Origin of the sequence: Caulobacter sp. RHG1, from assembly GCF_013181195.1 — a bacterium.
Lineage (GTDB): Bacteria > Pseudomonadota > Alphaproteobacteria > Caulobacterales > Caulobacteraceae > Caulobacter.
Map to the genome: position 1 here is coordinate 34,739 of NZ_SMZP01000012.1, position 20,209 is coordinate 54,947.

Here is a 20,209-nt window from a genome sequence, read left to right on the forward strand (position 1 = left end):
GAGGCGCCGTAGAACAGCGTTGCCGGGCAGCGCGACTTGCTCGAGCCTTAATAGTAGCGTCGCAGCACCAGCGTGCGTGTAGATCCATCCGACAGCGAGAGCACGGCCTTGCCTCCCGCCGGCCCGTAGCGCCATTGAGCCAAACCGCTCGATGCGTAACGCGGGCCGATTGGCACGCCATCCACGGCGACAACGATCTCGCCCTCGCGCCACCCGGCCAAGGCGGCCGGCCCACCCTGGGCGACATGGACGACGCGCAGATGACCAGACTCCACAGCGAGGCCCAGGCCAGACAAATCCCGCCTAAACGGCGTCGCCAATCGACGTGCCTCGGGTTTCAGCCAAAGGGCTTGGCCCGCGACATCCAGAGCAAATAGAAATCGCTCGAAAACGGGAAGGCCCAGCTTGGCGACGACAAGGGTGGGGTCGGTCTTCGCCAACACCTCGCAGGGAACATCGTTGATCAGGCTGCGTCCGACCCGGAGCGTCGCTACCGAAATAGTGCGGCTGATGGACAGCCCGTCGATCCCCCCCGTCGCCGCCGATGAAATTCTCCGGCCACGCATCAAGGTTTGCGCCTCCGCCAAGGCCGGCGTGACGGTGAGAGGATTGGAACTGCCCAGGTCAATCGCCGCGGCGACCGGGTCGTGTCCCTCCAGGACGATCGGGAGAGAGAGCTGCCCGCGCAAGCTCTTGGTGACCGCAAAGCGTTCCGCGCCCGGCCATGGCCGGAAGGCGTCGCGGGGGAGGAATGCGAGGCGGCGGGCTGTAAAATCGATCGCGAGAATGGCGTCTCTAAGCGCGTCGATCCCAAGGATAACATTGGGCGAGCCACCATCGGCTCCAAAAATTGGCGCGAAATCGGTGACCAAATATCGCTCGACGGCGAAATGCGTCCCGCCAAGATCGAGACTGAGGTCGCTACCCGCGCCCAGCGTGACCGACCCGACATCGCCGCGAACGCTGCGGGCGCCCGTTGAAGCCAAGCCCAGCCGCTTGGCAAGCGCGGCATCGACGACGGTCATAGCCGAGCCTGTATCGATCAAAATCCTGAGGCGCTCGCCCTGTACAGTCCCGCCGACCATCACGGCATCGGGATCCGGAAGGAGGGTCGACCAGAGCGTTTTGGGGTTCCGGGCGACCGTCGCGCTCGTCGCCTTCTTCGCGACCGCTAACGTTGCGCCCGTCGCGAACGCCATTGATCCCATTCTGGCCAATAACGCTCGGCGGGTCTCCTCTGAGCAATGCATTTACGGGACTCACGGACGATGTTGAGGGCCTGCGGAACATCGCCTCAATCGGGGTCAATCACCAAGAGCGACGTCCGCCTTCATAGCGCCGAGTGCGTGTTCGCGGCCAAACTTGGCGTGCGCCGGTCACGGCCGCCACTCGATCTCGGGCTTGTCGGAGAGCTGTCCAACTGGACCGCGCCACGCTCCATGCCGCCGATCTTGGTCATCTCCGTAACTAAAATCTGGCCCCATTCCCGGTGCGCTAAGCCGCGATCAGTCGATCGGAGATAATTTCCGCTTGCTCCTCCAGTGGCTATAGGATGCATGAAGCTTCATCGTGGCGGCCTTCGCGGCTCCGCGCTTCCCTTCCTGTCGCCCGTACCGTTTCCAGCCTGCCGATCGCCACGCCACCGGAGTGATAATGACTACTGTTCTTAACGCCGTGGGGCGGGCCATCTCTGGGCTGATGATCGTGATCCTGGTCCTGGCGGGTGGCGCGGGCGTCGCGACGGCCCAGGAGGCCAGCTCGTCCCAGACCGCATGGCGACTGCTCGACTACCTGTCGGTCGACTACGCCGGGGCGGTGAAGGACGGCAAGGTCATCAGCCCGTCCGAATATGCCGAGATGAACGAATTCGCCGGCCAGGTGCGCGAGCGCATCGCCGGCCTGCCGGCCACCAAGGCCCAGCCGGATTTGCTGGCCAAGGCCGAGAGCCTTCAGGCCACGATCGCCGCCAAGCAGGAGCCGGCCGTGGTCTCGGCGAAGGCCCATGCCCTGGCCAACGACCTTCTGGCCGCCTATCCGACGCCGCTGGCGCCCAAGCGCGCGCCGGACCTGGCGCGCGGCGCGGCCCTCTATGCCGAGAACTGCGCGGCCTGCCACGGCGAGACGGGCAAGGCCGACGGTCCGAACGCCGTCGGCCTGGACCCGCCGCCGATCGCCTTCGCCGACGCCGAGCGCGCCCGCCAGCGCAGCGTCTTTGGCCTCTACCAGGTCATCCAGCAGGGCCTCGACGGTACCGCCATGGCCAGCTACGCCCACCTGCCGTCTGACGACCGCTGGGACCTGGCCTTCTATGTCGGGCGCTTCGCTTTCAGCGACGCCGAAGCTGCCGCGGGCGAGAAGATCTGGAACGAGGACGCCGCCGTCCGCGCCCGCTTCCCCGACCTGCAAACCCTGACCCAGACCACGCCCGCCGCCCTCGCAACAGCCGTGGGGGAGACCAAGGCCCGGGCCCTGACCGCCTATCTGCGCCGCCATCCCGAAGTCGTCACCCGCTCGGGCGGCGGCTCGCTCGACGTCGCCCGACAGAAGCTGGCGGCCAGCCTCAAGGCCTACGAGGCTGGCGACCGAAAGGCCGCCGCCGATCTCGCCCTGGCCGCCTATCTCGACGGCTTCGAGCCGGTCGAGCCGTCACTAGGCGCGCGCGATCCGGCCTTGATGCGGCGGATCGAGGGCGCGATGGGCGATGTGCGCGGCGCGATCGGCAAGGCCGCGCCGGCCAGTGAGGTCCGCGCCCAGATCGCGCGCCTGGACGCCCTGTTCGCCGCCGCCGGCCGGGCCCTGGCCCCGGAGAAGGCCAGCGGTCTGTCGAGCTTCGCCGGCGCCTTCACCATCCTGCTGCGCGAGGGCCTGGAAGCCCTGCTGATCGTGGTCGCCATGATCGCCTTCCTGCGCAAGGCCGAACGCACCGACGTCCTGCCTTACGTCCACGGCGGCTGGATCGCGGCCCTGGCGGCTGGTGGCCTGACCTGGGCGGTCGCGACCTTCTTCATCTCGATCAGCGGCGCCAGTCGCGAAATGACCGAGGGTTTCGGTTCGGTGATCGCCGCCGCGGTTTTGATCTCCGTCGGCCTTTGGATGCACGGCAAGGCCCAGGCCGACGCCTGGCAGGTCTATATCCGCGAGAAGCTGTCGCACGCGCTTTCCAAGCAATCGGCCTGGTTCCTGTTCCTGCTGGCCTTCGTGGTCGTCTATCGCGAGGTCTTCGAGACCATCCTCTTCCTGACGGCGCTCTGGACCCAGGGCGGGGCCGGCGCGGTGCTGGCTGGCGTCGGCTGCGCCGTCGTCGTGCTGGCCGCCATCGCCTGGGCGATGCTGCGTTTCTCCAAGCGCCTGCCGATCGGGAAGTTCTTCGAGTACAGCGCGATCCTGATGGCTATCTTGGCGGTCGTCCTGGCCGGCAAGGGTGTGGCCGGTCTGCAGGAGGCGGGTCTGCTCGACCTGCATCCGCTGGCCTTGCCGCGCGTCGAGCTGCTGGGCTTCTTCCCGACGATCGAGGGCGTCGCCGCTCAGGCGATGACCATCGCCATTCTCGTTGTCGGATTTTTCTGGAACCGGTCGGGCGGCCGCAAGGATGCGGCGGCCTAGGCCCGACCCGCGGTCACCCGCAACAGCCGCCGCCCTGCTGAATCGGCGGACAGGCCACGTCGCCATAGGAGCAATAGACGCAGCAATCGCCTGGCTTGGGCTTGAGCACGGCGCCGCATCCCAGGCAGTCGTAGAAGTACTGGCAGGCGTCGGTCGGCATGGTCTCGGTCGCGCGGTGTCCGCACTCGGGACAGGTCAAGGTGGACGTTGGTTCGATCCGCATGGTGTTCATCCGCGTGCGTTCCGGATTAGGGCCAAAGCCCAAGGCTCGATGATCGGTCGCCAAATCAAAGCAAGACCGAGGAGGAGCGTGGCTGCTCCAAGCAGACTCACTTGGAGTTTCGACGGCGCGGCGCATGACCCGTCGGTTCGGCACGTGCGCGCCCGCCGCCAAGTCATGACCCAGCCGGCGCCGATGGCGGCGATCGCAAGGATCGTGATCCAGCTGCGTTGACCCGCTACCCAGCCAAGCCCGCCAAGGCCCAGTCCGGCCAGAGCCAGGGACATCGGCAGGATGCAACAGGCGGCCCAGGCGAAAACCGCGCCCGCCGCCGTGGCCAGGGCCGCCCATGTCAGGGCCGTTTCGGCGGGGCGTTCATCCCTTCCGCCGGGCCGCGCTCCTGGGCCGTTTCGCACCGTCATCCTGTCACCTCCTGGTCCGACACCGACGAGCATGCCATCTGTAGTCACTACAGACTCAAGCCCTAATCCAAGGCGGACATGACTGATCACGCTCTCCAGATCGGCGAACTTTCTCGCCGCACCGGCTGCAACATCGAGACGATCCGCTACTACGAACGGATCGGGTTGATCTCCGCGCCGCCGCGACGCGGACGGTATCGGAGCTATGGCGCGCAGGACGTAGGCCGGCTGAGCTTTGTGCGCAGGGCAAGGGAGTTGGGCTTCAAACTCGACGAGGTCCGCGCTTTGCTGAATCTGGCCGCTGGCGGGCAGTCCGCCTGCGCCGAGGTTCGTGACCTGGCCGCGGCCCATCTTGGCGATGTGCGCTCGCGGATCGTCGACCTTCAGCGAATGGAGCAGGTATTGGCCGCGTCCGTGAGGGCCTGCGACGAGGGGCAAGATCCGGGGTGTCCGCTCATTCTGACGCTAAGCGCACCGGCCGGCTGAGGCGGGACCGGACCGTCGGCCAATCCTGGTCTCCCCGGTCTACCGGACAAGCGCGAACCTTGGTCCGCGCCCGTCCGGTGGGGCCTATTGCCGACGGATCGCCGTCACTTCGCCAGAACCATCATGAAGCTTCAGGTCGAAGGCGACCTGGTCGCCGACGGCGACGCCTTCCAACAGGCCCGGGGCGATCTTGAAACCCATGGTCATGGCCGGCCAACCGGCTTCCGGGATCGCCTCGTGGTCGAGCGTGATCGTGCCGGCGGTCTTGTCGATCGCCTTCACGACGCCGACGCCCTTGGCCATCTTGTCGGCCGGCGCCATGTCCATGCCGGCCATGTCGTTGCCCGCCGCCGGGGCTGAGGCGGCTGGGGCCGCCGGCGCTTCAGTCTTGCGATCACACGCGGCCAGGCCGGTCATCGCCACCAGGGCGGCGAGGGTCAGGGACAGGGTCTTCATCAGCGTATCTCCTTAGGCTGAGGTGGAAGCGGAAACGGCGGTTCGGGCTTGCCGGCGACGCAGCAGCAGGTATCCGGCCGGGATCACGAACATCGACAGCAGGGGCGCTGTGAGCATGCCGCCGATCATCGGGGCGGCGATGCGGCTCATGACCTCCGAGCCCGCGCCGTGGCCCCAGAGGATCGGCGCCAGGCCTGCCAGGATCACCGCCACGGTCATGGCCTTGGGCCGCACCCGCAGCAGGGCGCCTTCGCGCACCGCAGACTCGACCTGGTCGGGCGCCGGGTTCGGGCCCAGGGCGTCCATGGCGTGCTTGAGATAGATCAGCATCACCACCCCGAACTCGGCCGAGACCCCGGCCAGGGCGATGAAGCCGACGCCAGTGGCCACCGACTGGTGGAACCCCGCCAGGTAGAGCGTCCAGATCCCGCCGGTCAGGGCGAACGGCAGGGTGGCCATGATCAGCCCCGCTTCGTCGAAGCGGCGGAAGATCACGTAGAGCAGGACGAAGATGATCAGCAGGGTGGCCGGCACGACGATCTTCAGCCGGTCGGCGGCGCGCTGCAGATATTCGAACTGGCCCGAATAGGAGAGGCTGACGCCCGGCGAGAGCTTGACCCTCTCGCCCACGGCCTGGCGCAAATCGCCGACCACCGAGGCCAGGTCCCGGCCCCGCACGTCGACATAGACCCAGGTCGTCGGCCGGCCGTTCTCGCTCTTCAACATCGGCGGGCCATCGGCGATCTCAACATTGGCGACGGTTCCCAAGGTGATCTGAGCGCCGCCTGGCGTGAGCACCGGAAGGGCGCGCAGTCCCTCCAGGCTATCGCGCAGCTCGCGGGGATAGCGGACGCTGATCGGATAGCGGGCCAGGCCCTCGACCGTCTGGCCGATGGTCTCGCCGCCGATCGCGCCCGAGACGATCGACTGGATATCGTCGATGTTGAGCCCGAACCGCGCGGCGGCGGCGCGGTCGATGCGGACGTCGACATAGCGCCCGCCGGTCAGGCGCTCGGCCAGGGCCGAGCTGACGCCGGGCACGTCCTTGGCCACCACCTCGACCTCGCGGGCGATGCGGTCGAGGTCGGTGAGGTTGCCCCCCGACACCTTGACCCCGATCGGGCTCTTGATGCCGGTGGCCAGCATGTCGATGCGGTTGCGGATCGGCGGGACCCAGACATTGGTCAGGCCGGGTACGCGAACGCGCTGGTCGAGTTCGGCCACCAGCTTGTCGGGCGTCATGCCGGGCCGCCACTGGTCGCGCGGCTTGAAGCGGATCGTCGTCTCGAACATCTCCAGCGGGGCCGGATCGGTGGCGCTTTCGGCCCGGCCGGCCTTGCCGAACACGCTCTCGACTTCCGGCACCGTCTTAATCATCCGGTCGGTCTGCTGGAGCAGTTGGCCGGCCTTGGCCGCCGACAGGCCTGGCAGGGCCGAGGGCATGTAGAGCAGGTCGCCTTCATCCATGCTGGGCATGAACTCGCCGCCCAGATGGGCCAGCGGCCAGGCCGTGGTCGCGAAAGCGAGCAGGGCGACGACCAGGGTGGTCCTGGGGCGGCGCATCACCCGGTCCAGCAGCGGCCGATAGGCCGCCGTCAGCACGCGGTTGATCGGGTTGGCCGCCTCGTCGGGGATGCGCCCGCGGATCAGATAGCCCATCAGCACCGGGATCAGGGTCACCGACAGGATCGCCGCCGCCGCCATGGCGTAGGTCTTGGTGAAGGCCAGGGGGCGGAAGAGCCGGCCTTCCTGCGCCTGCAGGGTGAAGACCGGGATGAACGATAGAGTGATGATCAGGAGGCTGAAGAACAGCGCCGGCCCGACCTCGGCGGCGGCCTCCGTGATCACCGACCAGCGGGTCTTGCCGTTTAGGGTCTCGCCGGGATGATCGTGCGCCCAGCGCTCGAGCTTCTTGTGGGCGTTCTCGATCATCACCACGGCCGCATCGACCATGGCCCCGATGGCGATAGCGATGCCGCCCAGCGACATAATGTTGGCGTCCACGCCCTGGCTCTTCATCACCAGGAAAGCGGCCAGGACGCCCAGCGGCAGCGAGATGATCGCCACCAGGGCCGAGCGCAGATGGCCCAGGAAGAGGGCGCAGACCAGGGCCACGACCAGGAACTCCTCGACGAGCTTGCCGGTCAGGTTGTGAACGGCGCGGTCGATCAGGCCCGAGCGGTCATAGGTGGTGACGACCTCGACGCCGGGCGGCAGGCTCTTCTTCAGCTCGGCCAGCTTGGCCTTCACCGCCGCGATGGTCGTGCGGGCGTTCTCGCCGGAGCGCAGGATCACCACGCCGCCGGCGACCTCGCCCTGGCCGTTGAGTTCGGCGACGCCGCGCCGCATTTCCGGGCCGACCTGGATCGTGGCCACGTCGCCGAGGCGCACTGGGACGCCGCCGGCCGCCGTCTTCAGCGGCACGGCCTGGAAGTCCTCGATCGTCTTCAGATAGCCGGTGGCGCGGACCATGTATTCGGCCTCGCCCAGCTCCAGCACCGAGCCGCCGGTCTCGGCGTTGGCGCCTTTCAGCGCGGCGACAACCTGTTGGTGCGTGACCCCGAAGCTGGCCAGCTTCTGCGGGTCGAGCACCACCTGGTACTGGCGGACCATGCCGCCGATCGCCGAGACCTCGGCCACGCCCGGTAGGGTCTTCAGCTCATAGCGCAGGAACCAGTCCTGGATCGATCGCAGCTGGCTGAGGTCGTGGCCGCCGGTCTTGTCGACTAGGGCGTACTCGTAGACCCAGCCCACCCCGGTGGCGTCAGGACCCAGGGCCGGACGGGCGCTCTCCGGAAGACGGCCCTGGACCTGATTGAGGTACTCCAGGACCCGCGAGCGGGCCCAGTAGAGGTCGGTCTTGTCGTCGAAGATCACATAGACGAAGCTGTCGCCGAAGAACGAATAGCCGCGCACGGTCTTGGCGCCAGGGACCGAGAGCATGGTGGTGGCCAGCGGATAGGTGACCTGGTTCTCGACCAGCTGCGGGGCCTGGCCCGGATAGCTGGTGCGGATGATCACCTGGGTGTCGGAGAGATCGGGCAGGGCGTCGATCGAGGTCGACCGCACCGCCAGGCCGCCGGCCACGATCAGCGCCAGGGCGCCCAGCAGCACGAAGAAGCGGTTGGCGACCGACCAGCGGATCAGGGCGGCGATCATGCGCCACCGCCGATCTTGGCGATGCGCCGGATGATCGGGTCGGCCGGCGGCGGGTCGAAGGCGAAGCGGACCTGGTCGCCGGCCTTCACGCCCTTCAGCAGCCTCGGGTCGGCGCGGAAGGTCATGGTCATGGCCGGCCAGCCGATGGCCGGCACGGGGCCGTGCGAGAGGGTGACGCCGTCCGGGGTCACCTGCTCGACGCGGCCGGTGGCTTCGGCCAGGGCCGGCTTGGCCGCCGCCGTGGGCTTGGCCATGGTCATGTCGCTCGGCGAGGTCGAAGGACCCGACGCCGGAAGCGGCTGAACCTGCAAGCCTGCCAAGCTGGCCTCGGAGTCGATCAGGAACTGGCCCGACGCGATGACCTTCTGACCAGAAGACAGCCCAGCCAGGACTTCCGTCCGGCCGCCAGCTTCGCGCCCGGTCCGGACCTCGACGGCCTGGTAGCGGCCGCCGTCGGCGGCCAGCATCACCACGTCGCGCGCCCCGGTGCGGATCACCGCCTCGGACGGGATCAGCAGGGCGGTCCGCGTCGCCGCGTCGAAGGCGATGGTGGCGAACAGGCCAGGCTTGAGGCGGCCGTCGCGGTTGGCCAGTTCGATCCGCGCCTGCAAGGTGCGGCTGTCGCCCTGGGCCTGCGGGAGCACGGCCTGGACCGTCCCGCGCAGGGTCTCGCCCGGATAGGCCGCCAGGGTGACGCCAACGCCCTGGCCCGGACGCAGCTGCCCGGCCTGCGCCTCGGGCACGGCGGCCGTGACCCAGACCCTCGAGAGGCCGTTGATCTCGGCCAGGGTCTGGCCCGCGCCCACGGTCATGCCGGCGCGCACGTCGAGCTTGGAAACGACCCCGCCGAGCGGCGCGGTGATGGTGATCGTGGTGCGCGGCCGCCCGTCTCGGTCGAGACCGGCGACCACGCCGTCGGGCATGCCCAAGAGGCGCAGGCGCTGGCGGGCGGCGGCGCTCAGGGCCGCGTCTCCGGTGCGCCGGACCGCCAGATATTCGGCCTGGGCGCCGCCCCATTCGGGAACCAACAGGTCGGCCAGCGGCGCGCCGGCGGCGATCACGTCGCCCGGCGCGCGGCCATAAACCCGCTGCACGAAACCGCCGCTGCGGGCCTGGACGACGGCGACGTCACGCTGGTTGAAGTCGACGATCCCGGTGGCGGTCAGGCCGCTGGAAAGCGCGCCTTCCTCCACGGTCGCCAGCCGGAAGCCGAGGTTCTGGGCGGCCGAGGGGTCGATCCGCACCCCCGCCGCCGGACCACTGGTTTCGGCCTCGCCGGCGTATTTGGGCGTCAGCGGCATGTCCATGAACGGCGACTTGCCCGGCTTGTCGAAGTGCTGGGCCGGGACCATCGGGTCGTACCAGTAGAGCACCTTGCGGCTGTCGGCCGAGGTCGCCGGCATCGGCGGCTTGGCGGTCAGGCGGGCCAGGCCATAGCCGCCGGCCCCGGCCAGCACGACCAGGGCGGCGCCGGCGCCGAGCAGGGCCTTCATCGAGGGGGAGGGGGTCATTGATCGTCGCTTCCGTAGGTGAGGGTCAGGCGGGCGGCGTCGATGGCGACGGCGGCCTCGCGATCTAGGGTGGTGAGCTGGGCCTCGGCCAGGCTCGAGAAGGCGATCAGCACGTCGGGCAAACCGGCCGCGCCGGAGCCATAGGCGGCGGTCTCCAGCTGGGCCCGCTGCTTGGCCAGCGGCAGCAGCGTGTCGCGGGCCCGCAGCCATTGCTCGTGATGCATGACGTGGTCGGCCAGATCGGCCTCGAGCTGGGCGCTCAGCGCTCGGCGGGCGTCCTCGCGCTGGGCGTCGGCGCGGCCGGCGCTGGCGGTGCGCGCGGCGATCATCGGATCCTGGCGGCTCTTGCCCCACAGCGGCAGGCTGATGCTGACCCCGGCCGAGACCATGTCGCCGAACATCGGGTCGCGGCGCTGGTAGGCCACTTCCCAGCTCCAGTCGGGCTGCTTGTCGGCCTTGGCCAGGGCGACGTCGGCCTGGGCTTGGCGGGCGGCGGCGTCCTTGGCCAGCACGGCGGGATGGCGGTCGATCGCGGCCCGAAGACTGGCGGGGGGGAGATCGAGGTCGGGCGCCGGACCGAGCGCCTCGGGGTCGGGATCTCCGGTCCAGCGGGTCAGGGCCGCACGGGCCCTCCCCAGGGCCGAGACCGCCTCGCTGCGGCGATCCGCCAGGGCCGCGCGCATCTGCGCGGCCTCCAGCGCCTGGGCGGGCCGCGAGCGTCCGGACGCGACGCCGGACGGGGCGGCGCTCCACAGGGGAGCCAGCTGGGCGACCACCCCGTCCAGGGCGGCGAGCTTGCGCTGGGCGTAGAGCAGTTCGATCCAGGCCAGCGCCGTGGCGACCCGGACCTGGCGGGCCTCGACCGCGCCCTCGGCCCCGGCCGCGACGATGTCGGCCTGCGCCCGGCCGATCCGCGCCTGGCGCTTGGCGGCGCTGGGCATGTCCTGGCTGAAGCCGACCTTGCCCATGGTCATCTCGTCGGTTCCGAACCGGCCGGCCGGCGGCCCCGAGACCGGGAAGTTGTCGAGGCCGACGGCGAGCTTGGGATCGGGCAGGGCGCCGGCCGCCTTGGCCGAGGCCTTGGCGGCCTCGACCTGCAGGGCCGCGGCGCGCAGCGCCGGCGCATTGGCCGCGGCCGCGTCGAGGCTCTGGGCGTAGGTCAGGGGCGCGGCGTGGGCGACGCTCGCCAAGCTCAGCCCGGCCAGAAGGGGGAGAATACGCATGGAGACGAAAATCCTGGAGGAAGCCGTGAGGGGCCAGCGCCCCGGCGAAGCGTTTGCAGCCGCTTCGCCGGGGCCGGACGGGACGGGCGAAGACAGGGGATCGGCCCCACCCGTCCCGGCCGAGCTAGCGAGCCAGGCAGGCCGGTTGGGCGGCCCGCAAATAGCCGCAGGCGCGTGGCGTGGCGGCCGAGACGGTCGTCGCGGAAGCTAGGCCGGAGACGAGCGCCAGCGCGGGAAGGCGGGGAGACATGAAGGTCATCCTTGAAGATCGAAAAGCCAGCCGGCGAAAGCGCGGGCGATCACGCGCGCCCGGCAGGACCGGGGCGTGAAACCAGCGATGGCGGGGATCGGCCCTCGGGCCGGTCCTAGGCGATCGTTCGGGGGGGCGGATCTTCGGGGATGAGGCGGTGGGTGCGGCCGCTGGTGTTGGACCAGCGGGTCTCGACGCGATAGCCGACGGCGATCGGGGTCTCCGAGCCCGGGCAGGGGGCCGCAACGGACAGGGCGCAACTGATCGCGCAGGCCTTGGCGCAATCCTTGGCCGACATGGTCTTGCCGTGATCGCAGCAGGGCTCGGCCTGGGCCACGTCGTCGCCGGCGGGGGCCATGGCGATCATGCTCATCGCGTCCATGCCGGCCATGTCGCAATCAGCCCGCGCGGCGTTGACCGCCAGCGGACTGAACGCGAGGGCCACGGCGGCCAGGAAAGCGAGCGCATGCCTTAGCATCGGGCGAGCTTAGCGCGGTCACACGGCCTCGTCATGTCCGGACAATCCCCGAATGCGATTTGCCGCGACGCGCGCGGACTGGCGACGGCTTGGAGGCGGGGCCTGAAAGCCGCCATCTGGTCCAATACGCAGCGGCCTGGACCATCCCTCGACCTTTGGCGCGGTCGCGGTGAATATTTTCAGAGGCGGAACCGGGGCGCCGTTCGCCGGTTGTGGGAGCATCGCAACCCGCTGGAAAACCTCGCCCCGGCGCGTGGTTGCGCCGGGCTCCAGGAGCGGAAAACAGTCATGGCCGAGCACCACGCGCCCAAAGACCATCAACACCACAGGCCCTACCTGCGCCTGGCCGCCATGACCGTGCTGTCGTTCCTGGCCATGTATGTCCTGATGTACGCCATGGTCGACAGGGCCGCGAACATCCATCCAAGCTTCAACCAGGCCTACATGGCCGGCCTGATGACCGCGCCGATGGTCATGCTCGAACTCGTGCTCATGGGCATGATGTATCCGCGCAAGGGCCTCAACCGCGGCTTGGTCGCGTCCAGCCTCGTCATCGGGGTCTTGTGCTTTGCGGCCATTCGCCAGCAGTGGCTGGTCGGCGACCGCGAGTTCCTGCGCTCGATGATCCCGCATCACGCTGGCGCGATCCTGATGTGCGGACGCGCGCCGGTGAAGGATCCTGAGATCCGCAGCCTTTGCGCCACGATCATCAAGGGCCAGCAGCAGGAGATCGACCAGATGAGCGCCATGCTCGCGCCCCTTCGCTGAGCATCGCCCGGTCGCCCCCGCGGCGATGGCGGGGGTCAACGCAACGGCCAGCGGGGGATGAAGGCGGGAACCCGCGCCCTGTAGTCGCGATAGGCGTCGCCGAACTGCGCCAGCGCCGCCTGCTCCTCGTGACGGGCCAGGCGGACGTACATCACCACCAGCACGGGGAACATCGCCAGCGTCAACAGCGTGGGCCACTGCAGCAGGAAGCCTAGCATCACCAGGATGAAGCCGGCGTACTGGGGATGGCGCACCCTGGCGTAGACCCCCGTGGTGGCCAGCTCCCGGTGGCGCTGACGGGCGTGCAGCGCCACCCAGCCGACCGAGATCAGCCAGAACCCGGTCCCGATCAGCACGAAGCTGGCGATATGGAACGGTCCGAAGTGGGGATTGACCCGCCAGCCGAACATCATCTCCAGCAGGTGGCCGGCGTCGTGGCTCCACCAGTCGACACTGGGAAAACGCGACTGCAGCCATCCCGAGAGCAGGAAGATGGTCAGGGGGAAGCCGTACATCTCGGCGAACAGGGCGACGATAAAGGCGCTGAACGCGCCGAAGCTGCGCCAGTCGCGGCCGGTCGCGGGCTTGAAGAAGCTGAACGCGAACAGGATGAAGACGGCGGCGTTGACCAAAGCCAGTCCCCAGAGGCCGTAGCCGTAACCGGGATGGGTCATCGCCGCTGCCTCTCGACCGGTTCGTTGGGATTGGCCGGCGCGTCCGCCGGGATGCGGCCGGGCGCGTCCTCTCGCCCGTGCTGATGGGCGCCATGGCCATGGTGCATGAACAGGTGCATCAGCGGACAGGCCAGTAGGAGCAGATAGGGCAAGACGCCGAGCACATGCGCGGCGTGCTCGGTGGTCAGGAAGAAGCCGGCGATCAGCAGGAACCCGACCAGGACGATCGTTCCGCGCCGACGCAGCTTTTGGTGTTGAACATCCATGGATCGCTCACTTCAGGCCTTGACGCCCTATCATAGGCCCGCGACCCGGGCGCCAAGTATAGGTAGAGGCCGCAGCGGCGGGTGGGGGCGGCGCCCGCGGGTCCCCGGAGGCAGGCGGCGATGTCTGCGGCCTTTGCGTATTGGCCCGCGGCGACCGAGCCTGAAAGGCTGCGCGGCGAGCATCATCACCAGAGGCAAGCCGCCCATGCACAGGAACAGGAAGAAGCAACGGCTCCACGGCAATTTCGGAACGGCCGCCCTTGAACGCGAAGCGCGCATCGACCTTGCCGAGCGGCCGGCCGGCGGCCTTGCCGTGGCCTTCCTCGGCGCGTCGGGCACGGTGACGGGCTCGCGCTACCTGCTGGACGACGGCCAGACCCGGATCGTGGTCGATTCCGGTCTGTTCCAGGGGGCCAAGGACCTGCGCCGCCTCAACTGGGCGCCGCTTGCGCCCGAGGTGGCCGACGTCGAGCAGGTGCTGCTCACCCACGCCCATCTCGACCATTCGGGCGCCCTGCCACGCATGGCCCGCCTGGGATGGGATGGGACCGTCCTCAGCACGCCGGCCACGGCGGCCCTTTGCCAACTGCTGCTCGCCGACAGCGGGCGCATCCAGGAGAAGGACGCGGAGTTCGCCAACCGCCACGGCTTCTCGCGCCACGATCCGGCGCTGCCGCTCTACACGGAGGCCGACGCGCGCCTGGCCCTGCGGCTGTTCGAGACCATCGGGTTTGGCGAATGGCGCTCGCTCGCCGACGGGATCAGGACGCGCTACCATCGCGCCGGCCACATCCTCGGCGCGGCGTCGATCGAGATCGACTGGAAGGGCCGGTCGGTTCTCTTCTCGGGCGATATCGGGCGCTATGACGACGCGGTGATCAAGGACCCCGAACCGCCGGCGCGGGCCGACTACGTCATCGTCGAATCCACCTATGGCGACCGCCGCCATGACCGCGTGGATCCGTCGCGGGCGCTGGGAGACCATATCGAACGGTGCATCCGACGCGGGGGAACCGTGGTGATCCCCGCCTTCGCGGTCGGTCGCGTCCAATCGCTGCTCTATCATCTGTCCCGTCTGCGCGCGGACGGCCGGCTGCGTGATGCGCCGATCTATCTGGACAGCCCGATGGCGATCGACGCCAGCGGGCTGATGTGTGATTTCATGGACGAACACAGGCTGAGCCGCGCGGCATGCGAAGCCGCGTGCGGCGTCGCGCACTATGTGCGCGAAGTCGAGGAATCCAAGGCGCTGACCGCGGACGCCACCCCCAAGGTGATCATCTCGGCCAGCGGCATGGCGACCGGTGGCCGCGTCGTGCACCATCTCAAGCGGTTCGCCCCGGATGAGCGCAACCTCATCCTGTTCTCCGGCTTCCAGGCGGCCGGCACGCGCGGCGCTGCGCTCGTCTCGGGGGCCCGGACGATCAAGATCCACGGCGAACACGTCCCCGTCCACGCCGAGGTGGCGAACCTGACCATGCTGTCGGCCCACGCCGACAGCGACGAGCTCATGCGGTGGCTGGGCGCCATGCAGGCGGCGCCGCGGCATGTCTATGTCACCCATGGCGAGCCGGCCGGCGCGCAGGTCCTGGCCAAGCGCATCGGCGAGGAACACGGCTGGCCTTGCACCGTCCCGACCCTCGGCAGCTGGGGGCGGCTGGCGTGAGCGTCCCAAGGCACGAGCAGGCCGACGCGAGGCCGGCGTCGGCCACGCTGCGCGCGCGTCGCATGGGGCTCACCGCGGCTGGCGGCGACATGATCGCGGTGATGCGGCACGACTGCCCGGTCTGCCGGTCCGAGGGCCTGGGGTCGCGCGCCCAGGTCGTCCTGCGCGCCGGCGGCCGCGAGGCGGTGGTGTCCTTGTTGCACAGCTCGGGCGACACGCCAGACCCCGGCGAGATCGGCCTTTCCGAGACCGCATGGGCCCGGCTCGGGGTCAAGGCGGGCGACCGCGTGGAGGTCGCCCACGCTCCGCCGTTGGCCTCGCTGCGGGCGGTGCGCCGCCGGATCTATGGAGAGCGCCTGAGCCAGGCGGCCTTTTCGGCGATCGTCGCGGATATCGCCGAGCATCGCTATAGCGACGTCCACCTCTCGGCGTTCGTCACCGCCTGTTCGGCGGCGCCGCTCGATCAGGCCGAGACGATCGGACTGACCAAGGCCATGGTCGAGGTCGGCGAGCAGTTGAGCTGGCCTGGGCCGATCGTCGTCGACAAGCACAGCGTCGGCGGCTTGCCGGGCAACCGCACCACGCCGATCATCGTCTCGATCATGGCGGCCGAAGGCCTGGTCATGCCCAAGACCTCCTCGCGCGCGATCACCTCACCGGCCGGCACCGCCGACACCATGGAGGTTCTGGCGCCCGTCGACCTCGACATCGCCGCGATCCGCCGGGTGGTGGCGCGCGAGGGGGGCTGCATCGCCTGGGGCGGGGCGGTTCGGTTGAGCCCGGCCGACGACGTGATCATTGGCGTCGAGCGGGCGCTCGACATCGACGCGGTCGGCCAGCTGGTGGCCTCGGTGCTGTCCAAGAAGATCGCCGCCGGCGCGACCCACCTGGTGATCGACGTTCCTGTGGGACCGACCGCCAAGGTGCGGAGCCTGGAGGCCGCGCGGGATCTCGAGGCGGCGCTCACCTCGGTGGCCGCCGCCTTCGGCCTGCGCACGCGGGTGATGTATGGCCCTGGGGCTGAGCCGATCGGACGCGGCATCGGGCCGGCGCTGGAGGCGCTGGACATACTGGCCGTGCTTCAAGGCGAGCCCGGCGTCGAGGATCTCGCCCATAGGGCCTGTGAACTGGCCGGGGGATTGTTCGAGCTGGCGGGCGTGGCGGCCCCTGGCGCTGGCCTCGCGCGCGCGCGGCAAAGCCTCGAGAGCGGCCGCGCCTGGGCCAAGTTCAAGCGCATCTGCCAGGCCCAAGGCGGCATGCGCTCGCCGCCGGTCGCCCGCTTCCAGCGAGACCTGACCGCGCCCTCCAGCGGCCGGATCGCCAGCATCGACAACCGCAAACTCGCGACCGTCGCCAAGCTCGCGGGCGCGCCGATGGCCAAGGCGGCCGGGGTGGCGGTCCACGCCCGGCTCGGCCAGTCGATCGTCGCGGGGTCGCCCTTGTGCACCCTTCACGCCGAGAGCCCCGGCGAACTGGACTATGCGGCCGCCTTCGCCTTGAGCGACGGGGCGATCTTCGCGATCGCGGCGCCATGACGCCGCCGATCGTCTTCGCCTTGGACGGCGGCGAGCGCCTGGCCCAAGCCCTTGGCCCAGCGCTCGGCGCGGAGGCAGGGGTCCTGCTGCAGCGCCAGTTTCCAGATGGCGAGACCTACCTTCGGATCGACAGCGACGTCACCGAGCGCGATGTCATCCTGGTCTGCGGCCTCGAGCGTCCGGACGCGAAATTGCCGCCGCTGCTCTTCGCGGCGGACACGCTGCGCGAGCTTGGCGCGCGCGGGGTGGGCCTGATCGCGCCCTATCTGGCCTACATGCGCCAGGACACCCGTTTCCATCCGGGCGAGGCGGTCACGTCGCGTATTTTCGCGGCGGTGCTCTCGCGCCACCTCGACTGGCTGGTGACCGTCGATCCCCACCTGCACCGCCATCACGCCCTGGCGGAGATCTACCGAATCCCCAGCCAGCTCGTTCACGCCGCGCCGCTCATGGCGTCGTGGATCAGGCGGAACGTCGCCCGACCGGTGATCGTCGGGCCCGATCTGGAGAGCGAGCAGTGGGTGGCGCAGGTGGCGGCCGGCGCCGACGCGCCGTTCCTGGTCTGCCAAAAGCAGCGGTCCGGGGATCGTGAGGTCGACATCTCGATCCCCAACGCCGGCGCCTTCCTGGGCCGCCAAGCCGTGCTCGTCGACGACATCGCCTCGTCGGGCCGCACGCTCGCCGTCGCGGCCCGCCAGCTCAAGGCCCTGGGTTTTGCGCCGCCGGACTGCGTCGTGGTGCATGCGCTGTTCGCCGGCGACGCCGCCCAGGTCCTGGGCGAACATGTCGCGCGCATCGTCAGCACCAACACGGTCGCCCATGCGTCGAACGCCATCGACATGACGCCGGCGATCGCCCAGGCCGTGCGCGCCCTGCTGTGAACGGCGTTCGCCAATCCTCGGCCAGCCGCCGGGAGGCGAACGGCGAAGCCTCTTGACCCTGGACCCCGGTCCAACCCGCACAAGGCGTCCGCGAAGCGGCGCCGCATTCGCCGCTGCAGCCTGGCGCCCGCTCAGTTCGCCTGAGGAGGCCCATGGGGGACAAGCGTGTCGTTCATATCGTCGACGACGAGGAGACGATCCAGCGGTCGGTCGGCTTCATGCTCCGCGCCACGGGCTTCAGCGTCGAGACCTATCCGTCGGGGACGGCGTTTGTGGCCGTCGCGACGCAGGCCAAGATCGGCTGCGTCATCCTGGACATGCAGATGCCGGGCCTGGGCGGGCTTGAGGTTCAGGTCGCCCTGGCCGATATCGGCGTCGACATGCCGGTCGTCGTGCTGACCGGCAATGGCGATGTCGCCCTGGCGGTCCGGGCGATGCGGGCCGGGGCCGTCGACTTCCTGGCCAAGCCTGTTGAAAAGGCCATGCTGCTCGAAGCGCTCCATCGCGGCTTCGCGCGCATCGACCGGGCCGATGGCCGGGCGGCCGAGGAAGCCGAGGCGCAGGGCCGCGTCGAGGCCCTGTCGCCGCGCGAGCGGGATGTCCTCGAAGGTCTCGCCCAGGGGCGCGCGAACAAGGCCATCGCCTATGATCTCGGGATCTCCTCGCGCACGGTCGAGGTCTGTCGCGCGAGCCTGGCACGCAAGCTCGGCGTCCAGACCTTGGCCCAGACCCTGCGGATCGCCTTCGCGGCGGGGATGGGACGGCCGCCGCGAGCCTAGACGCTCGCCGCGGCGGCCGCCCCGGCGATCGCTAGTCCGCGATCAGATGAAACCGCTCGACCAGCTTGGCGATCTCGGTGCCTTCCAGCGTCTTCAGCAGCAGCTTGCGCAGGATGGCGGGGCCGGGGATCTCGATGCCCTCGCCATCCCGCAGCGGCGCGACGGCGGCCAGCAGAGTGCGAATGTCATAGGTCGAGTTGAACACTTCGGGCACGCCGCGCTCGACATCGAGCAGCGTGTAGACCGCCTCCATCGGCGTGCGGACCGAATACTCCGTGGTGAAGATGCAGTCGCGCTGCTTGGACTCGGCGAACTGGCCGATGAAGGCGAAATTGACGGCCCCCGCCGGGACCACGTCCGGCCGGTCTCCGGCCTGGCGGGGCATGAAGAAGGCGGTGATATAGGGCATCATCACCGGCACGGTCCTGGCGCCGCTCGCCGCGAGATCGGCGATATCCTCGACCGGGACGCCGAGGTGATAGAGCCATTCCTGGGTGATCTCCTCGCCAGTGCAGGCCTGCATCGGCTTTTTCACATAGTCGCCGGGCCGATCGACGAACAGGGCGTAGAACCAGGCCACGAGCTGGTCCTTCGGCTGCTTCTTGAAATGGGGCTGGCGGCTGACCGTCCAACTCAGCAGCCAGCTCGAATCCTTGGCCGTGACGATGCCGGCGGTGACCACCTTGCCGCTGAACGGATCGCGCTTGGCGATCTTGCGGATGTACTGCGGAATACGCGCGTCGAGCGTGGTGATGGTCGCCGACGCCCATTTGGTCTGCGCAATATGGGCCCCGAACACGTCGGGACGTCCGAAGGCCGGGTCCTTGGCCGCGATGCGCCGCCACAGGTCCCAGGCGGGCGCCGGGCCTTGATTCAGCTTGGCCGGGGTCTGATGGTCGCCGCTGTCGGAATTTTCGGTCAGCGACCCGATGGTGATGAACACCAGATCGTCGGGGCCAAGATCGACGCCGCCCTCGGCGCCCTTCTCGATCCAGCCGATCCGCGTCGCCTGCTTGCGTTCGGCGTCGATCGCGAAATCGATGTCGGTGACCTGAACGCCGTAGCGGAACCGGACGCCCTGATCCTGCAGCCACTTGACCAGCGGCAGGACCATCGACTCGTATTGATTGTACCGGTTGAACTTGAGCGACGAGAAGTCGGCGAGCTGGCCGATGTGGTGGATGAAGCGGTGGAGATAGAGTTTCATCTCCAGGGCCGAATGCCACTCCTCGAACGCGAACATCGTACGCCAGAACAGCCAGAAATTGCTCTTCAGGAAATCGGGGCCGAACACCTCGTTGATCCGCTTGTTCTCCATCTCTTCGCGGGTCGCCAGGAAGACGGAGAGGAGCTCTCGTTGGGCCTTGTCGTTCAGCGTCAGCAGCGCCTTGTCGGGCACATCCTGCCCGCGGCTCTGCGTGACCCGCTGCAGCGAGACGTTCGGATCGTCCTTGTTGAGCCGGTAGAATTCGTCGAGGACGCTGGCGTCTTCGAGCTCGAGCGAGGGGATCGAGCGGTAGAGATCCCAGAGGCACTCGAAATGCGCCTCCATCTCGCGCCCGCCGCGGATGACGAACCCCTTTTCCGCCACGTCCAGGCCATCAAGGGCGCCGCCGGGAAGCTCCAGCTCCTCGAGAAGCGTGATGCGCTGGCCCGCGACGCCGCCGTCCCTGATGAGGAAGGCCGCGCCCGCCAGGCCGGCGAGGCCCGCGCCGACGAACCAGGCCGTCGCCCTGTCGGCCCGCTCCGGCTTGCGGGGACGGACGAACGCTTCATAATTTCCGCGGCTGTAATGCATTGGCGGGCTCCTAGGGGCGGCGAGCGGTTTGGGC

General features: G+C 69.2%; 18 protein-coding genes. 7 read left to right on the forward strand and 11 right to left on the reverse strand.

Going from position 1 to position 20,209, the window contains the following annotated elements; genetic code table 11:
* Positions 1–47 precede the first annotated feature (47 nt).
* Positions 48–1,199 carry an aspartyl protease family protein gene (locus tag E1H18_RS25685; RefSeq protein ID WP_168193568.1) on the reverse strand — a complete coding sequence of 384 codons (1,152 nt, stop codon included), beginning with the start codon at positions 1,197–1,199 and terminating at the stop codon, positions 48–50.
* Between the two features lie 454 nt (positions 1,200–1,653).
* On the opposite strand from E1H18_RS25685, the gene E1H18_RS25690 reads away from it, so the two are divergent.
* Positions 1,654–3,603 carry a cytochrome c/FTR1 family iron permease gene (locus E1H18_RS25690; protein WP_241736215.1) on the forward strand — a complete coding sequence of 650 codons (1,950 nt, stop codon included), beginning with the start codon at positions 1,654–1,656 and terminating at the stop codon, positions 3,601–3,603.
* A 13-nt stretch (positions 3,604–3,616) separates the two neighbouring features.
* Here the strand turns inward: E1H18_RS25690 and E1H18_RS25695 are convergent, their stop codons facing one another.
* The gene (locus tag E1H18_RS25695) at positions 3,617–3,826 is read right to left on the reverse strand and encodes a GDCCVxC domain-containing (seleno)protein (RefSeq protein ID WP_099504448.1); all 210 of its coding nucleotides are present in this window, start codon (positions 3,824–3,826) and stop codon (positions 3,617–3,619) included.
* A gap of 497 nt (positions 3,827–4,323) precedes the next feature.
* Here E1H18_RS25695 and E1H18_RS25700 point away from each other — a divergent pair, with 497 nt between their 5' ends.
* Entirely contained in the window at positions 4,324–4,731 is a 408-nt protein-coding gene (locus E1H18_RS25700) for a helix-turn-helix domain-containing protein (protein ID WP_099504387.1), read from the forward strand.
* An 84-nt stretch (positions 4,732–4,815) separates the two neighbouring features.
* On the opposite strand, the gene E1H18_RS25705 is transcribed toward E1H18_RS25700, so the two are convergent.
* The 6 genes from E1H18_RS25705 to E1H18_RS25725 all read right to left on the reverse strand — a co-directional run bounded on the left by E1H18_RS25705 (position 4,816) and on the right by E1H18_RS25725 (position 11,808).
* Positions 4,816–5,187: a copper-binding protein gene (locus E1H18_RS25705; RefSeq protein WP_099504385.1), complete on the reverse strand. Its 372-nt coding sequence runs from the start codon at positions 5,185–5,187 to the stop codon at positions 4,816–4,818.
* 12 nt (positions 5,188–5,199) lie between these two features.
* On the reverse strand, positions 5,200–8,346 hold the full coding sequence (locus E1H18_RS25710; RefSeq protein ID WP_172274901.1) for an efflux RND transporter permease subunit: 3,147 nt from the start codon (positions 8,344–8,346) through the stop codon (positions 5,200–5,202).
* Positions 8,343–9,857 carry an efflux RND transporter periplasmic adaptor subunit gene (locus tag E1H18_RS25715; protein ID WP_066730187.1) on the reverse strand — a complete coding sequence of 505 codons (1,515 nt, stop codon included), beginning with the start codon at positions 9,855–9,857 and terminating at the stop codon, positions 8,343–8,345. Before E1H18_RS25715 ends, E1H18_RS25710 begins: the two co-directional genes overlap by 4 nt.
* Positions 9,854–11,080 (reverse strand): TolC family protein, encoded by a 1,227-nt coding sequence (locus tag E1H18_RS25720; RefSeq protein WP_066681845.1) that lies wholly within the window; start codon positions 11,078–11,080, stop codon positions 9,854–9,856. Before E1H18_RS25720 ends, E1H18_RS25715 begins: the two co-directional genes overlap by 4 nt.
* Positions 11,081–11,204: 124 nt before the next feature.
* Positions 11,205–11,330, reverse strand: coding sequence for a hypothetical protein (locus E1H18_RS27155; RefSeq protein ID WP_255357039.1), 126 nt, complete (start codon positions 11,328–11,330; stop codon positions 11,205–11,207).
* 115 nt (positions 11,331–11,445) lie between these two features.
* Positions 11,446–11,808, reverse strand: coding sequence for a hypothetical protein (locus tag E1H18_RS25725; RefSeq protein ID WP_062099714.1), 363 nt, complete (start codon positions 11,806–11,808; stop codon positions 11,446–11,448).
* A 288-nt stretch (positions 11,809–12,096) separates the two neighbouring features.
* Between E1H18_RS25725 and E1H18_RS25730 the strand changes: the two genes are divergently transcribed.
* On the forward strand, positions 12,097–12,576 hold the full coding sequence (locus tag E1H18_RS25730) for a DUF305 domain-containing protein (protein ID WP_062099713.1): 480 nt from the start codon (positions 12,097–12,099) through the stop codon (positions 12,574–12,576).
* 35 nt (positions 12,577–12,611) lie between these two features.
* Here E1H18_RS25730 and E1H18_RS25735 read toward each other — a convergent pair whose 3' ends face one another.
* Positions 12,612–13,250 (reverse strand): isoprenylcysteine carboxylmethyltransferase family protein, encoded by a 639-nt coding sequence (locus E1H18_RS25735; RefSeq protein WP_062099712.1) that lies wholly within the window; start codon positions 13,248–13,250, stop codon positions 12,612–12,614.
* Positions 13,247–13,516, reverse strand: coding sequence for a DUF2933 domain-containing protein (locus E1H18_RS25740; RefSeq protein WP_062099711.1), 270 nt, complete (start codon positions 13,514–13,516; stop codon positions 13,247–13,249). The genes E1H18_RS25735 and E1H18_RS25740 overlap by 4 nt, the downstream gene beginning before the upstream one ends.
* 133 nt (positions 13,517–13,649) lie before the next feature.
* Here E1H18_RS25740 and E1H18_RS25745 point away from each other — a divergent pair, with 133 nt between their 5' ends.
* From E1H18_RS25745 to E1H18_RS25760, 4 genes are all read left to right on the forward strand, one after another.
* Complete coding sequence (locus E1H18_RS25745) at positions 13,650–15,182, forward strand: MBL fold metallo-hydrolase RNA specificity domain-containing protein (protein ID WP_231732072.1); 1,533 nt, start codon at positions 13,650–13,652, stop codon at positions 15,180–15,182.
* A complete protein-coding gene (locus E1H18_RS25750; RefSeq protein WP_062099727.1) occupies positions 15,179–16,717 on the forward strand; it encodes a thymidine phosphorylase family protein in 1,539 nt (512 codons plus the stop codon). The genes E1H18_RS25745 and E1H18_RS25750 overlap by 4 nt, the downstream gene beginning before the upstream one ends.
* Positions 16,714–17,598 carry a ribose-phosphate pyrophosphokinase gene (locus E1H18_RS25755; protein ID WP_062099709.1) on the forward strand — a complete coding sequence of 295 codons (885 nt, stop codon included), beginning with the start codon at positions 16,714–16,716 and terminating at the stop codon, positions 17,596–17,598. Before E1H18_RS25750 ends, E1H18_RS25755 begins: the two co-directional genes overlap by 4 nt.
* 152 nt (positions 17,599–17,750) lie before the next feature.
* Positions 17,751–18,377, forward strand: coding sequence for a response regulator transcription factor (locus E1H18_RS25760; protein ID WP_062099708.1), 627 nt, complete (start codon positions 17,751–17,753; stop codon positions 18,375–18,377).
* A gap of 31 nt (positions 18,378–18,408) precedes the next feature.
* Here the strand turns inward: E1H18_RS25760 and E1H18_RS25765 are convergent, their stop codons facing one another.
* Positions 18,409–20,175: an oleate hydratase gene (locus tag E1H18_RS25765; RefSeq protein WP_172274904.1), complete on the reverse strand. Its 1,767-nt coding sequence runs from the start codon at positions 20,173–20,175 to the stop codon at positions 18,409–18,411.
* Between the last annotated feature and the right edge of the window lie 34 nt (positions 20,176–20,209).